The organism is Sinorhizobium sp. KGO-5 (assembly GCF_036245905.1).
GTDB lineage: Bacteria > Pseudomonadota > Alphaproteobacteria > Rhizobiales > Rhizobiaceae > Sinorhizobium > Sinorhizobium meliloti_A.
Genome location: NZ_BDIZ01000017.1, coordinates 25,222 through 40,418, shown reverse-complemented (window position 1 = coordinate 40,418; position 15,197 = coordinate 25,222). Strand labels below are relative to the sequence as shown.

The window sequence follows — 15,197 nt, the reverse complement described above, 5'->3', positions numbered from 1 at the left end:
TTGTTGTCCTGATAAATCTTCCGGTTTACTCGCCATTTATAATCACCCCAACATTCCTAATCGTTTTGCCTGAACATAAGCCCATCCAGGCTTATATCCATTTTCTTTTGCTAGTTGATATAATTCTTCAACAGATTCACATTCTTCGGCTGTTTTTAAATTCAATTGAAACACTTTATCTTCAGTTACTTCTTCAAGTTCTGCATTTAAAACTAAATCGTAATCAGTTTGTTCTTCTTTAGGAAATTCACATCCACAGTAAGGACAAATCGTATAAGCAGATTCAACAACACCAAAACATTCTGGACATTCTTTTATTGGTATCGAATTATCTTTCGATTTCTTTTTCTTACTACCTTCAAAATAGTCTTGCCAATTATGTTCAGTATTTGGCAAACCGTGTCTATACCAGTTACCAACGTGATCTATAATAATCGCTTGTTTGTCAGGCTGGTAACGCATTGCTCTCATTGTCTGTTGAATAAACAGTGTGAGTGATTCAGTAGGTCTAAGTAGTATTACGCATTCACAATCTGGTACATCTACACCCTCACCGTATAACTCTGCGTTAACTAGAATATTCACCTTACCTTCTCTGAACATTTCCATTGCTAACTCTCTTTGTTGTTTAGGTGTCTTACCATCAACTTGTAATGCATCATAACCATTATCTTTAAATTTCTCAGCTACATTAATGCTTGATTCAACATTGTGTGTGTATATAATCGTTTTCTTACCGTCTGCAAATTTTTTGTAATTTGTAACTGCATCACCATAAATCGTTTTTTGCATTGCTTTTGTAATTGAATCGTTATTAAAATCACCTGTGCTATTGTGTGTTAATATATCTGAGTCCATTAAGTTCACTGAATAATATTTGAACGGTGCTAAACGATGTTCATCTATTAACCAATCGACAGTCTTACCTAAAATCAAATCTTCAAATATTTCCGTGAAACCTTTACTACTCATACGCCACGGAGTAGCAGTGAAACCATATACATATGCATTTGGGAAACTTTCGAATATATTAGTATAAGTTTTTGCTAATGAGTGATGTGCTTCATCTACTAATATGATTGCTGGTGTTGGTTCTTTGCCATTTTTAATTCTGTTTGCGACAGTTTGAACCATACCAACATGGCAAAGTTCCATATTTACATCATTAGCAATGAATGTACCCTTGATTTGAGATACTAACTCTCTCCTGTGTACGATAAACAACACGCGATTACCTTTTTCAGTAGCTCGTCTAGCAACTTCTGACATTGTTACGCTTTTTCCACTTCCTGCAGGACTTTGTACCATAATGTTTTTGTTGCCTTTACTCATGCTTTCATATACACCATTTAACAATTCTTCTTGATAATCACGAAGTGGTATCATCCACATCACCTACAGTGAATAATTCTTCTTGTAAACAATGTTCTCTATTATCTAATTGGTTTTTAGCAAACACATTATTACTTGGTGTTAGGATAAAACCGCGTTTTCCACTTTTTTCATTGAATACAAGTCTTGCTACTACTTGGCATAGTCCTGCTATGTTATCTCTAATTGTTTTACGAATATCTGGTACACTTTGCGTTATTTGTTGTCCTGCTGGTGTATAAAACTCAAAATTTGTTTCCCAAGCAATAAACACTAAACGTTTTTTAAGTGATTGCAGAAATCTCATGCTATCTATAGTAAAGAAGTCAACTCTTTGGTAGTGGCTCATTTCTGGTACTCGGTCATTTTTACCATTACGACCTAAATTAGCTAACATTGATCTAAACAATTCAGATATATTATCGATTGCGATTGTGTCGTAGTTATCTAAAGTAGTTTTATTATCTGCAAACCATTTCATTAAATCTCCCCACTCTTTCCAAGCATCGTGAGTGTTAAATTCTAGTATGTCTATATTTTCATTACCTTTTAAAGGACGTTCTGATTTATCAACATTTATATATAGCGTTTTACCTGGAAGATAATTAATTGTATGAGTTTTACCTGTGCCTGGTTTGGCATAAATTAAGTATGTTGCATTATCGGTTCTAATATTTTTAGCGTTCGATATATTAAAACTCATCTTGTACCTCCTCATATTCAGTTATTTCTGTGACTGTCTTTTTTATAGCTATGTGATGATCCATATTAATTTTTGCTTCTTCCATTCCATCAAACTCCCTTGCTCTGCTTCTGTTTGTGGAATAATTTGTATCTGGATTAGCATCACTAGGTTTGTTAGTTATATAAATTGGTATTTCTCTGTGCCGAATAATGTAAGTTATTGTTTCACTCACCATTGCATCACCCGATTCATAATACGATCTGGTTCATCTGTATTCTGTTCTATCCAGTTATATATAGATCGCTCAAATATTTCGTGAGATAATTGTAGACCTAAATCTTCATCGTTAATTTCAGCAGAATCTACTAAATTTTCATGTTTGTCAGTAATTTCTACAAAGACACCAAATTGCGTTTTTGTACCTTTCACATGAAAAGTAAATCCATCTACGGTAATAAAATTTCTTCTTATCTCTCCTATTTCGTAATACATCTTGTCTACCTCCTAGAATTGGTGGTATACTTATGTTGACTAATTACACAAATATACTCTTTGACTGTTAGCAATTGCCGTTGCTTTCAGTCTTTTTTTATTCCAAAGAAATCGTTTGGAGTAATTTCTAAATATTTACAGAGTTTTAAAATTGTAGTAGCGCTTGGGTGCTTTGTAGTTTCTTCGTAAAGTCCATACAGTGTTGTTTTAGATATACCAGTATCTTTATATACATCTGCAATCTTTAGTTTTTGTCTGGCCAATATTACTCTAAATTCGTTTTCCATTTTAAATTTCTCTCCTTTCAGTCTTTTTTATTGCATCGAAAAACTTATCCCAGAACCAATACAATCCGAAACCTGCCATTACCGATAACAACATACCGATAAAGAAATCGTTTGTTGCTAAGCCTATCGCTATTGTTGAAAATGGCATTGATAGAAATGTTAATAGCGTTCTCATGTAATCACCTCCTTATAAATTAGTTTCTTTAATGAGTATGTTTTGTTCTATATACTCAATTGCTGGTCTGATTTTGATATATCGTTTGTTACCTTTACCAAAACGGTACATACACGCTTCTTGAAATCCTTTGTCAGGGTAAACTTTAGTTTCTAAATCATCCCTAGAAATTCCGCTTGCTTTTACAAAGTCCTTTGCATCTGCAAATCCGATGAATTCCATTTGATCAACTCCTTTCTTTACATTGTATTAAGTTGTCAATTTGGAAACACTATGTGTAAAAAAAATACCACAATCTTCTTCGCTTAATTCTAAGATCTCAAATATTTTTGCCAGGTCGTCAACATTAACTCTTATCTTCCCATTCTCTTTTTTCGAATAAGTTCCTTGAGTCATGCCTAATTTATCTGACATCTCTTTAAGTGAAATTCCTTTTGCAATACGCTCTGCTTTCATTCGTCTTACGTTGAATTCGTACATGTTGTTTGTCACCTCGCTTTCGTACTGTAACCAATATTAAACGCATGTTTCCATTTTGTCAACAATATACTTCAAAAAAGTTTTTAAAAATATTAAAAGTACCAGTTGTTTCCTATATGGAAATATGGTAATATTAAATTATCAAATAACGGAGGTAACATATTATGAGGAATTCAGAACAAATTGGTAAATACATAAAGCAAATACGACAACAAAGACAAATGAGTGTAACTGATTTGGCGAAGAAAGTGGATGTAAATAAATCTACTTTATCAAGATATGAAAATGGAACTCGTAAAATACCAATGGAAGATATTGCAAATTTTGCAAACGTATTGGGTGTGACTCCTGAAAGTATTTTATTTGAACAAAAAGAAAATAATAAAAATAAAAGTTCTTTCGAAACAATCGCTGCTCACTTAGACGGTGATTTAACAGAAGAAGAATGGCAAGAAATATTGGATTATGCAGAATTTGTGAAAAGTAAGCGTAAAAAATAAGGGGTGTTATTGTGGAGAGTTATGAAAATTTATTAGCACAATATGATGATGAAATCATTATTGAAGAAACTAATTTAAAAAAGGGCCTACTCGGTGTGTATTTAGGTGAAATCATACTTATTGAAAAACGCTTAAGTTCTGTAAACAAACTTGAAACCTTGTACGAAGAAATAGCGCATCATTTAATTACATGTGGTGATATTAGAGATCAAACAAAAATGTTGAATCGTAAATTCGAACTAAAAGCTAGACGATTAGGTTCAGAGTTAGCCATTTCGCTTGATGGTTTAATAGATGCTTTTCATCATGGAGTGAAAAACTTATATGAAATGTCACAATATTTTGAAGTGTCAGAACAATATGTTTTGAATGCACTCAATAATTACAAAATGAAATATGGATTAGATGTCTACCACAATGGATATGTAATCAAGTTCGAACCGTTACAAGTATTTGAATTTAAAAATTTAGATTAAAAGGAGTAATATGTTATGGCTAAAAAAACAAAAAACTTATCATTAGTTAAAGAAACAGTACTAAATGAAAATGAAGAAATACAATATAGTATATTTGGAACTTATGAAACTAAAACGTTAGGACAAGAAACAATTAAAAATGGCGTTTTAGTAGCAACGAATAAACGCATTATTTTTTACGCTAAAAGATTTAGCGGTTATGATTTAGAAAATTTTGATTATAATAAAATAAGTACATTTGAATTAAGTAAAAAATTTACTGGGAATACTTTGTCTTTTTATTCCAGTGGTAATAAAGTTAATATGAAATGGATAAATGATTCTGAATTGGATGATTTTATAGCTTATGTAAATAATAAAATGCAAGATACAAAAGAAAAACCTTCTCAAACTGAAAATAAAAATGATAACTTAGAACAAATCAAACAATTAAAAGAACTTTTAGATATGGAAGCAATAACGCAAGAAGAATTTGATTTAAAGAAAAAACAATTGTTAAATTTGTAAATTTGCATATACGATATGTTAGGTGAAGAAAAATAATTGGTCGTGTTGTAGCAAGTCAAAAACTATTTTAATAAGCGTCCTTAGTAGAGCTTTTATATACAAAAATATAATTAAGGAGAATGTAGAATGAAAAAGGTTTTATTTTTAATATTAGCAAGTTTCTTGGTATTAGCAGCATGTGGACAAGAAGAAAGTAAGTCGGAAGATAAGAAAGAAACAAAATCATCTAGCAAAGATAAAAAGAAAGAAGATAAGAAGTCAGATGATGATAAAAAAGACAATAAGAAATCAGATGAAGAAAAATCTAAAACAGATGATAAAAGTTCTGAACAAGTAGCAGATAATGAAAATGTAAATACAGAAGAACAAACTACTGCACAAGGAAATGTACAGTCACAAGAACAACAAACTCAACAAATAGAACAACCAGTGCAGCAAGAACAAACTCAATACCAAGAACCACAATCACAAGAAGAAGTTGTAGATAACCCTGCAAGACAACAAGTAATAGATGAAGGTATTGATATGGATAATCCAACAGACGCAGAGATTGAAAGAATGAGAGAATTGAGTAAAGATTCACCACACGGATTACAAAATTCACCGTCTTAATTTTACGGGCAGTCCCTACTGCCCTATATATTTTTATCTTTTTTAGGAGGAATTGATGAATATGGCAACATTTACAGTAACAAAACGTAAAAACAAAACGTCTACTACTTGGCAATACGATGTGAAAGACCCAAGTTTTAAGTCAGGTAAGAAACGTAAATCGGGCTTTAAAACGAAAGCAGAAGCTACATTAGCAGCACAACAACTTATCAGAGATTTAGAAGATGGAAATAAAATAGAAGATAATAAAAAGTTTGAAGATTATTATAGAGATTGGTTGATAGCTAATGGCAAAAACACGTTGTCTGAAAAACAACAATATTGGTATGAACATGCGCTTAATTTGTTTCTAAAACATTTTGGAGAAAACATACTGATCAAAAACATAACAAGAAATGAATATCAAAAGTTTATTTCCGAATACTCGATTGACAGAACATCAGAAACGGTTAGGAAAGTACATCTGTATATATCTAGTTGCCTCAAAGATGCAATTTATGATGGATATATAAAAAAGGACCCGACTTACAAAGTAACTTATAAAGGAACTAAAGCACCTAAAAAAGAAAGTGTGAAATTCCTAACGATATTCCAATATGAACAATTAAGAAAACACTTTAAATTAAAGAGTGATAAAAGTACATTAATGCTATATATTCTTTTGATAACTGGTGCTAGGTTTTCAGAAGTTAATAGAATGACATATAATGATTTATATTATAAACCAGGTTTAATTCATTTACCTGGTACAAAAACAGAAAACGCTGATAGAGAAATAGAAGTGTCAGACGCAGATTTAGCACATATTAAAAAAAGTATTGCTAATCATCCGTTAAGAACAGATAAAAAGTTATTCGGTTTATCTCACACAGCGGTTTCTAAAGTGTTTAATAAAGCCAAAGATAGATTTAATATAGAAGATGAAATAACACCTTACTCATTAAGACATACACATGCTAGTTACTTAATTAGTAAAGGTATTTCCATTGAATATATCAGCAAAAGATTAGGACACGCGAGTATATCAATTACGCTAGATGTTTATACACATTTACTTGATGAACATAAAAAAGAGCAGGGCCAACGTGTCAGAGAAATATTCTCTTGACACATATTTGACACCTGCACGCTTGAAACGTTGTCATAGCAACGGGTTATAGTGTCCTGGGAGGGCATTTGTATACTTTCGGATATAATCGAAAACCGCATAACTAAAGGATTTTAGAGCATATACTTTAGAACGGAATAGAACGAAACGGAAACATTTTGACACGTATTTGACACGCGACCCACCCATAAAGGTGGGTTTATTTTATCTCCACAATTTCCATTAAATTAATTCTACTTAATCCAGTTCCTTCATCTAAATATAACTTTTGTTCCTAAAAAAATAACCACCCAGTGACATGCTTGGGTGGGATTGGGAATTATGAAAAGAGAAAAAATTGAAATTTTTGCATGTATTATAATAGTAACATTAATTTTATATTATACAAATATTAATGTGTGTACCTATAATGCTTAAAGAATTTATTATAACATAAAAAATAGGGCAAGCACCACTATGTGCCTACCCTAGTATGATTACGTGGTATCTACATTATACCACACTTCATGAAATTGTTCCCCATAATGGTCCTAAACTACCGTCTGACTTCACTTGTCTTACTGGCATGTAGACAGTGTAACCAGAATTGGTCATCCAACTAATCCAAATGTAACCATCATTCTTCTGAATTTCTGTATAATTTACAGTTTGGCCTTTCTTCAAAGTACCTGCAATAGGATATTGTCTACCAGGTCCTATTCTTCGTGTGATTATCCCTTGTGGTACATTACATGTGAAAGAAGCTACTTCTTTACGCCATAGTATACCGTATTGGTTTTTGTTCCACTTCTCATTACTTGTGGAAGTTGTTTTAGTTACTTTCTTTTTAGCGACTGCGTTTTTTCCGTTACCACCTTTTATTGCACCACCATGAATAGCTTCTGCGATAGATTTACAATAAGCATCAACATTTTTTCTGATTGTATTCATGTCTTTTGATGAAGTGATGAAACCTAGTTCAACTAATCTATAATTAATACCAATTCTTTTAGCGACATTACAATTTAATAAATTATTTCTTCCTGTAATACCTCTAATAGTGCCTACATGTTTTTTTATAGCGTTCTGTATACCAGTATCAATGCTATCTGCTTTTAATCCACTTGGTATGATAGTGTGTCCTCCACTTGCAGAACTACCAGCAGCATCTAAATGGAATTCGACTACTATTTCATATCCTTGTGACTTAACCCAATATAAACCATAATCTTTTCTATTGCCTATATTATCTCCGTATGCAGTATCTTGGTACATATCTTGTGATTGCTTAGACCCACCATATAAAGCAACTGTATGCCCTTCTTTTTCAAGATAGCTTTTAACTTTTTTGGTAATGTTGTTTCTAATAAAATCACGTTCATTTGTAGAATTACCAACAGCACCGGGATCATTATATCCATGACCTGCTACAAGCATAATTTTGCGTTTTTTCGTCTTAGGTTTACTTTTGATTGCCTTAGTTGTAGTGTTTTTAGCAGAACCATTACTTGACGATGTTGAAGTTTTTGTTGGTGGTACGATGAAATGTGTTAAACCACTGTAATTATCCCATCTTAATTTAGCGGGACTGTTAGCCAACCCATCAAAGTTTTGTTCTAATATTTGAAATTGTGAAGTGTTGCCGCCGTTATACACAATACCTATATGCCCGTATCGTTGATAAACACCAGTAGTATAAACTGCAATCCAACCTTTTTTAGGCACTGTGGACGCTTGATTTCTTATCACTTTCCAACCATTAGGGAATTTATTGTCTATGGCATCTTTAGCGTTGCCATACATTCTAAATGAACCGTCCGTTAATTTATACACATAAGATACTGCTAGATCCATGCACTGAAAAGCATAGTAACCATCGAAATCGACATATTTCCCTAGATAACTATTCACAATTTTATTTATCTGTGTTTGTGTTTTCGCCATTTTCAACTACCCCCTCTACTTGTTGGTTTGTATCTAGCATTACACCAGAGTTATTAATATCAGAATCAAAGTTATCCACTATAACTTCATCATCTTCGACATCTCTTAAACCTTCTTCAATCTCAACTTCTTCCGCAAAATCATCATTCCATTGTTCTGGTTCATAACCTTTTCTCTGATACTCAACTGGATCAACATTTTCATCGCGCGGTTTTGAATAAGTTTGTGCAATACCACTGTCTTTCATCCCTTTAGTAGTAGGATCGTTTATTACTCCGAATGTGACTAATACAGCTAATAATCCATTAATACCATCGCTAAATTGTTCCAGTTGTTCTGTATAGTTTAATCCTAATGCTTGCGTTATATTGTTAACAAAAAGGACTATCGCCGAAACGATAGCCACCCAAAATGATTTCTTTTTGAAACGTATTTTCCAGTTAATACTCTTCATCTAAAAACCTCCATAATAAAAAGCCGACACATATGTGTCGACTTATTTAAAGAAGATGTTTGCTACCAAAGAAATAAGTGGGACTAATACAACCCCCGCAAACCCCAACCAGTAGCCAATTACTTCTCTGTTTCCTTTTGCTTCTGCTTCTACAGTTCCTTGTAAATTTTTAATTTCTTTCTCATGACTTTTTGTTTCGTATTCTAAATCAGTAACTCTAGTCCCTACCGTCGATAATGATTCACTCATTTTTTCTAAATGTTTCTCAGACCTAGATTGCGATTCAAATGCTTTTTCTTGCAACAATGTCTGCCTATCTACTTTGTTTAACAAACTATTAAAATTGTCTGTGTGTTTGTTATCTACTTCGTTTATGCGTTCATTTAGCTTACCTCTTGATCTTTCCCACTCGTGTCTTAGTACATATTTATCTTCGTCCATAAATACCCAAACCACCTAAGAAACCGACAAAGCCAAGCCAAGCTGTCATAGCAATAAATTGTGCCGGTGTTATCCAATTAATGGCGTTATATACAGCCGCCGATGACATTAAGAAGTGTATGATGGCACTTCCTACGCCACCTACTAACATAAAATAGCTCGAATAATTATTTATAGACCGTTTACCAAACAAAAGACTTGATAGAATTAGACAAGTGCCGAACACAAGCAGTAACAAACCCCAAATCCAAATAGGCATAACTTCATTTAGCGCTCGGTAGAAATCACTTTCGTTAATAACCTTTTCTTGGCTTATGAGCCAATAGACACCTCGTATATCTACAAACACACCTAACCCAAACAAAGATAAAGTGGCTAGTTTATCGTGTATTGTGAAGTTTTCGTTCATCCATTCACCCACTTTCTACAAAATAAAAAACTACAACCTATTCGGGTTGCGACTCTTTTAACTCTTGATTTTCTCTATATAATTTTTCGATTTGTACCTGTAAATTAATATTCACGTCATTTAACCTTGCATTTTCATTCTGCAACAAAGCGATTTTAATATCTTTATCATCAACTTGTTCACTCATTCGTTAAACCCTCCAATTTCTTTTCTAATTCAGCGATTTTTTTATCTTGCTCTTTTAGTCCTAGTACTGCCCATGTAGCGATTTTTTGAACACTAATAGATTTATGATCTAACACACTAATATCCGGACTATCTTCTGCGATAAACCCAATATCCCCTGTGGTAATACCATTCTTCAAGTCATCTTTATAATCAAAAGAAACGGGCGTTAATCTTCGTATAGCTTGCATACCATCTTCTAATTCTTTAATGTTGGTTTTTAACTCTCTTGATGAACTCTTAATAAAATCTTTGGCCTGTGCGCTGACAAACTCACCAGATTTATATTTAGTAAAACGTACGCCCGTTTGCCCTTGTAAATAAGTGTCGCCACCATCAAACGCGATACGCCCTACGCCAGACAAATCAAATGTACTCGCATATATGTCTTGTAAACTGCTACCTTCTGAATTCAAAGCCCGAATAGCATTACCACGTAAATGAACATCGCCAAATTGACTTTGCACACTCAAATGTCTATTATTTGATATAATGCCTACATGACCGTGTTCATTACCGTCATATGATTGAATACTTATATATTGGCCACCACTACCTGCATTAGAACCAAAAGCAGTTTGTCTGCGTAATGCTAGACCCATTCCGTCTTTTTCGATTTCTAACGCACTATTCGTTAATCGTGAGTTCCAACCATCAGAAGAAGTTAATGTTAATCTATATTTACTTTCTACCATTAAATTTTGACCAGAATATATGTGCATACCTTGACCATAAACGTCAGATGTATATTCTTCATCTGCGAAAAAGTCAATAAAACGTGCGCCTTTTTTGTCGGGCGATGCACTGTGAACTTCCCTTTGTGTTGTAATCTCTTTATCGGTTAAGGATAACCAACGTGTGATATTAGTAAGTGTCTTACCACCTGCTTTTTTATTTATCAATCCCGACCGGTAGACACCATTCCAACTTTCTGTGTAGGCTTTATAAACTGCCTCACCTTGTGGGAATGTTCTAGTGAATTCACCCGTAGAACGTATTTTACCCCCCGTCATTTCTGTAAATTCATCTAAATCACGACCATGTACTCTTACAAGGCTTGTATCTAACGAACCGCTCGTTATAGTATCTGCTACAATACCTTCTGCAGTCAGTGCGGTTTTCGCTGTTCTACCACCATCAGTGGACAACATCCACCCACTACTATTCATCGTGACAATGTTGTTTGCGTTCTTCTTATCGATTGCATGAATACCCAAATCATCAAACATTAATTCGCTTGATGTATTTTGAATTTTCGTTACCATCGATTTACTTATAATATCTAGTGCTTGGAACGGTAATGATTTACGCCCTTGTATTAAGTCAGCTATATCTTTAGCTGCAGTCGATAAGTTACTACCGTATTGATCAGCCATGTTACCGGAACCGAAAGTTATTTCTAAATCTAATATTTGACCAGTGCTACTAAAGTTCCGTGTTATCTTAACTACACGAATTTCAGTATCTAATCCGATACGCTCATCTACTAGAAAAACCCTATCACCTAATACTGCATGTTGATAGTCGTAACCTTGTTGTGACATGTCGTAAATATCAGCAGTGAATGAAATTTGAACACTTTCATCAACTATCTTTTTAAGGTTAGCGTCCATCGTTGCTTGTTTAGTAACACGTCCATCACGTATAGGTGGCGCTTCTCTTATTCCTATTATTTTAGCAAGTGGAGAAGTGTATTCACGTTTCAATTTAGCTTTTTCAACAACATCTGTATCTGAATCATCATCTGAATAATTGCCGTACCCTCGTGCATAAGTCCACATTTCAGAAGCATCTACTTCTTTTTCAATATTTTGTGTGTTCACTTTATATCTATATTCAAAATTCGCATCATTACCGATTTGGTTATATAAATAGACAACGTTACCTACTATTTTAAATTCATAACCATATCTATCTATAAATGTTTTGAATATTTCAAGACGTGTTTCACCTTCTCCAATACCTTCAAAGCGATTACTAGGTGATGGATTGACGGTTAAATAAGTAAAAGGTGTATCATTAAACACAATATTAAATGCTTCTGTTACAGTTAAGCTTGCATCTATGCGTTCGTATACACGGTGAGAGTTAAGCCAATCCAACATATACAAAACTGCAGTAACGGATATACGGTATTTATCACCAAATCCAGTTTGTTTACTGGAAATGATGCGATATTCTTTACCTTCAAATAGGATAATCCACATCTTCAAATCGTCTTGCTTATCAAGAAACTCACTGTTCATATCGGTGTATTCTATATCTATATCGATACGTTCATCACCGTTTAACTCTTGATCGTGCTTGATAACTCCTTGTAAGAAGTATTCATTGCCTTGTAAGTCACGTATAAACATTTATTCACTCTCCTTTCTCAAAAGAAAAAGACTAACTTTAAAAGTTAGTCTTAAATAATGAATGATTGTGTACATCTAAAGTCGTGAGAATCACCAGTTGTTGAAACTAAATTTCCAGTACCTCCTATTACCAATCCCGAGTTAGTCGTACCACTAAAAGCTGGTAACCTAGTTAGTTGCCCCGGGTGAACACCACTAGGAAGTGTTGCAAATGCTTGTCCAGTTTCGCCGTTAACTGCTATTCTTAAAAATATTTCTGTAGTAGTACCATTTGTAACTTTTCTGTACGCACTAGGTTTGTTAGCGTCTGTGTTTTCAACACCAGTTAATTTTAAAGGAACCCAACCTGTATCTTGTCTTTTAGTTAATAATCCAGCAACATTACCCGCCACACAATCAAAACCGAAGAAATCGCAGTTTGTAGCTTTTACAGTTATCACATAATGTCCTTTAGTCGCAAAAGGTGCATTAAACAATTGCATATTTGGATTTGCATATATATTCTGTGTGTGATAGGGACTAGCTGTAGTGTTAAAGTTAGTGTATTTTAAAACTTGTGTGTTAGTAGCAGTATTTCTATTTATACTGTTGTAAAACATGTAAGGGTTAGAATATAAAAATGGGTTGTTACGATTATTTATATAAATCGTTAGAGATTCAGAGCCATCAGTTTTAGTGAAATTAAAATTTGGATATAACAATAAGTTATCTTCATCTATATTCACAGCATAGTGGAAAGTCTTTTCATCGTTACCAGTTGAAATTGCTGTCCCCGATTTTTCAGTTGTTTCTGCTGGCGTAGGATAATAACTAGCTTGACTTATATACTGATAGTCACCCACAAATTTTATTCCATCTACACCTGCACGTACCCCTAAGAAATCTCCATTTTTCAACTTTCTCAATGTATTTGGGGGTTGAAAACCAATGAAAGCTGCTACTTTTTCAGAAATCATTTGATAACCTAAATCATTTAAATGAATATGTGGAACAGCTTCCCCTGTTTTAAATGCTGACCAATCAAGGTTTCTAGTTTCTTTAAATAAATCTAATACTGGAATATTGTATTTATTTCCTATATCATGAACTATTTGATTATAGTCCTCCATAGATCCATTAGACGCTTTTACTTGCCAGTCTTTACTACCCCATTGTGGCATAGTAGTTAGAACTACAGTGGAACCACCAGACACTTCTTTATCGATAATTTTTTCTAACGCGCCACTATATTCTTCACTTCTTTGTACTTTATTGTATTCATTTGTTCCGAAAGATATAATGGATATATCCGCACCACTTGGTTCTGGAAATTCATCATTAACTTGACTTGCGTAATAACCCCCAATAGACCTGTTTATTATAGTGATTGTTTGCCCATGTCGTGAATATCTATCTAATGTATTCTTTAATCTGTCTGGCCAAGAATAGCTCCCACCATTCCCTGCACCTAATGAGTTACCCCATACACAAATTGTCACTTCATTACCCAACCATTCCTCGGGCGAGGTATTCATCATTTTATAAGCGTAAGCACTTTTAACTGATATATCTTCTGTTTTTTCTAAATAAGCATGGGCTTCATTCTCGGCATTAATTATTTCACTATCCATTGTATTTAAACGTTCATTCAATACTTGATGTGTTCCCCTAGCTTGAACAACCTCTGCGTCACTCGTTCCAGCTTCTACAACTAAATCGTTCAAAGCTTTCTCAACATTTTTATTTTGTTTATTAATTTCTTGTGCGTTTGAAATTACATCTTCAATATCTCTTTTCATATCAGAAACGCTATCTTTTTCATTATATAATTCTGTAAAATTAGCATTTACATTATTTAAAGTTCTTCGTTCCCATAAAGATTCTATTGTTCGTCTCGTCATTTTATCACCTATTTATAATAGTATTTTGTATCAATCTTCACTTCTTTAAAACTACCGTTGATAACTTTGAATACATTTTTACCCGGCTTTATTCCTACAAACTTCCTGTTCGTACTTCTAAGCATGTTGTTAATGCCAATTAATATTTTCGTACCATCTATTATTAAATCCTTGTTACTAATAGCATCTTTATATATAAATTTTTCTCCTGTTGTTGTATTTTCGATTGTTAAATTTCCGGTTGTGGTTACATCTGTTAATATAATTTTTAGATATAAAAAACGAGGGTCAATTTTTACATTGCCCCCGTTCCATACTGTGAATGTGTTAGTTGTATAAGTGTAAGTATCAAAATCTTGATTTATACCATCTGCCAAACCGTACTTTTCTACAATTGCATCAAAACCATTACTTTGTAATTCTTGTGTTGTATATTTCGTGCGCCAAAAAGGTAATCCTGTGATTCGTGCGTCTACTTCAAACGTTGAGTACCAATAACCGTAACGTTCTGGTGTAAACGATCCATCAATCGTTATTTTAAGCACCCTAGAAGGCACTGTGTTGTCACTTACATATAAGTAAGGGTAACTATCAAACAAGTTGTATATTTCATCACGTTGTAATCTGTGGTCAAAAGTTCCATGATAATGTTCAGTCATGAAGTTCATTTTGATTTCACGACCTTTTAAATTATAACCATAATCTATAACACCCGGTATGCCGTCTATCGCTTGTTCTTTGCGTTCCTTTTCTATAGACGAAACTAATAAATCCAAAGGGCGAACGCCCTCTGGATATTTCAATTCATTCATATT

The 15,197-nt window shown here is 33.5% G+C and carries 20 protein-coding genes; 5 read left to right on the top strand and 15 right to left on the bottom strand.

Going from position 1 to position 15,197, the window contains the following annotated elements:
* Positions 1 to 42: 42 nt before the first annotated feature.
* The 7 genes from BHD07_RS31500 to BHD07_RS31470 form a co-directional block, all read right to left on the bottom strand.
* Entirely contained in the window at positions 43 to 1,386 is a 1,344-nt protein-coding gene (locus tag BHD07_RS31500) for a DEAD/DEAH box helicase (RefSeq protein ID WP_338284299.1), read from the bottom strand.
* A complete protein-coding gene (locus BHD07_RS31495) occupies positions 1,370 to 2,074 on the bottom strand; it encodes an AAA family ATPase (RefSeq protein ID WP_145381391.1) in 705 nt (234 codons plus the stop codon). The genes BHD07_RS31500 and BHD07_RS31495 overlap by 17 nt, the downstream gene beginning before the upstream one ends.
* Positions 2,064 to 2,288, bottom strand: coding sequence for a DUF2483 family protein (locus BHD07_RS31490; protein WP_338284298.1), 225 nt, complete (start codon positions 2,286 to 2,288; stop codon positions 2,064 to 2,066). The genes BHD07_RS31495 and BHD07_RS31490 overlap by 11 nt, the downstream gene beginning before the upstream one ends.
* Positions 2,285 to 2,548, bottom strand: a complete 264-nt coding sequence (locus BHD07_RS31485; RefSeq protein WP_047503133.1) for a DUF1108 family protein — start codon at positions 2,546 to 2,548, stop codon at positions 2,285 to 2,287. The genes BHD07_RS31490 and BHD07_RS31485 overlap by 4 nt, the downstream gene beginning before the upstream one ends.
* An 86-nt stretch (positions 2,549 to 2,634) precedes the next feature.
* On the bottom strand, positions 2,635 to 2,835 hold the full coding sequence (locus tag BHD07_RS31480) for a helix-turn-helix domain-containing protein (RefSeq protein ID WP_338284297.1): 201 nt from the start codon (positions 2,833 to 2,835) through the stop codon (positions 2,635 to 2,637).
* A gap of 187 nt (positions 2,836 to 3,022) precedes the next feature.
* Entirely contained in the window at positions 3,023 to 3,232 is a 210-nt protein-coding gene (locus BHD07_RS31475) for a hypothetical protein (protein ID WP_338284296.1), read from the bottom strand.
* A 27-nt stretch (positions 3,233 to 3,259) separates the two neighbouring features.
* Positions 3,260 to 3,490 carry a helix-turn-helix domain-containing protein gene (locus BHD07_RS31470; protein WP_338284295.1) on the bottom strand — a complete coding sequence of 77 codons (231 nt, stop codon included), beginning with the start codon at positions 3,488 to 3,490 and terminating at the stop codon, positions 3,260 to 3,262.
* 164 nt (positions 3,491 to 3,654) lie between these two features.
* Between BHD07_RS31470 and BHD07_RS31465 the strand changes: the two genes are divergently transcribed.
* The 5 genes from BHD07_RS31465 (at position 3,655) to BHD07_RS31445 (ending at position 6,693) form a co-directional block, all read left to right on the top strand.
* Complete coding sequence (locus BHD07_RS31465; RefSeq protein WP_338284294.1) at positions 3,655 to 3,990, top strand: helix-turn-helix domain-containing protein; 336 nt, start codon at positions 3,655 to 3,657, stop codon at positions 3,988 to 3,990.
* Positions 3,991 to 4,001: 11 nt separating this feature from the next.
* Positions 4,002 to 4,466: an ImmA/IrrE family metallo-endopeptidase gene (locus BHD07_RS31460; protein ID WP_338284293.1), complete on the top strand. Its 465-nt coding sequence runs from the start codon at positions 4,002 to 4,004 to the stop codon at positions 4,464 to 4,466.
* A gap of 15 nt (positions 4,467 to 4,481) precedes the next feature.
* Positions 4,482 to 4,973, top strand: a complete 492-nt coding sequence (locus BHD07_RS31455; protein ID WP_210129025.1) for a PH domain-containing protein — start codon at positions 4,482 to 4,484, stop codon at positions 4,971 to 4,973.
* Positions 4,974 to 5,099: 126 nt separating this feature from the next.
* On the top strand, positions 5,100 to 5,585 hold the full coding sequence (locus BHD07_RS31450; RefSeq protein WP_338284292.1) for a hypothetical protein: 486 nt from the start codon (positions 5,100 to 5,102) through the stop codon (positions 5,583 to 5,585).
* 55 nt (positions 5,586 to 5,640) lie between these two features.
* A complete protein-coding gene (locus BHD07_RS31445) occupies positions 5,641 to 6,693 on the top strand; it encodes a tyrosine-type recombinase/integrase (protein ID WP_338284291.1) in 1,053 nt (350 codons plus the stop codon).
* Positions 6,694 to 7,197: 504 nt separating this feature from the next.
* Here BHD07_RS31445 and BHD07_RS32040 read toward each other — a convergent pair.
* Genes BHD07_RS32040 through BHD07_RS31395 form a run of 8 tightly spaced genes read right to left on the bottom strand, consistent with a single transcriptional unit; the run spans position 7,198 to position 15,194 of the window.
* Positions 7,198 to 8,616, bottom strand: a complete 1,419-nt coding sequence (locus BHD07_RS32040; RefSeq protein WP_445190512.1) for an N-acetylmuramoyl-L-alanine amidase — start codon at positions 8,614 to 8,616, stop codon at positions 7,198 to 7,200.
* Positions 8,588 to 9,070 carry a phage holin gene (locus tag BHD07_RS31425; protein WP_338284290.1) on the bottom strand — a complete coding sequence of 161 codons (483 nt, stop codon included), beginning with the start codon at positions 9,068 to 9,070 and terminating at the stop codon, positions 8,588 to 8,590. The genes BHD07_RS32040 and BHD07_RS31425 overlap by 29 nt, the downstream gene beginning before the upstream one ends.
* Positions 9,071 to 9,112: 42 nt before the next feature.
* Positions 9,113 to 9,511, bottom strand: coding sequence for a hypothetical protein (locus tag BHD07_RS31420; protein WP_338284289.1), 399 nt, complete (start codon positions 9,509 to 9,511; stop codon positions 9,113 to 9,115).
* Positions 9,498 to 9,920 (bottom strand): hypothetical protein, encoded by a 423-nt coding sequence (locus BHD07_RS31415; RefSeq protein WP_338284288.1) that lies wholly within the window; start codon positions 9,918 to 9,920, stop codon positions 9,498 to 9,500. The genes BHD07_RS31420 and BHD07_RS31415 overlap by 14 nt, the downstream gene beginning before the upstream one ends.
* A gap of 37 nt (positions 9,921 to 9,957) precedes the next feature.
* Positions 9,958 to 10,107, bottom strand: coding sequence for a hypothetical protein (locus BHD07_RS31410; RefSeq protein ID WP_338284287.1), 150 nt, complete (start codon positions 10,105 to 10,107; stop codon positions 9,958 to 9,960).
* Positions 10,100 to 12,502: a phage tail protein gene (locus BHD07_RS31405; protein ID WP_338284286.1), complete on the bottom strand. Its 2,403-nt coding sequence runs from the start codon at positions 12,500 to 12,502 to the stop codon at positions 10,100 to 10,102. Before BHD07_RS31405 ends, BHD07_RS31410 begins: the two co-directional genes overlap by 8 nt.
* 50 nt (positions 12,503 to 12,552) lie before the next feature.
* Positions 12,553 to 14,382, bottom strand: coding sequence for an SGNH/GDSL hydrolase family protein (locus tag BHD07_RS31400; protein ID WP_338284285.1), 1,830 nt, complete (start codon positions 14,380 to 14,382; stop codon positions 12,553 to 12,555).
* 8 nt (positions 14,383 to 14,390) lie between these two features.
* A complete protein-coding gene (locus BHD07_RS31395) occupies positions 14,391 to 15,194 on the bottom strand; it encodes a hypothetical protein (protein WP_338284284.1) in 804 nt (267 codons plus the stop codon).
* Positions 15,195 to 15,197: the final 3 nt, after the last annotated feature.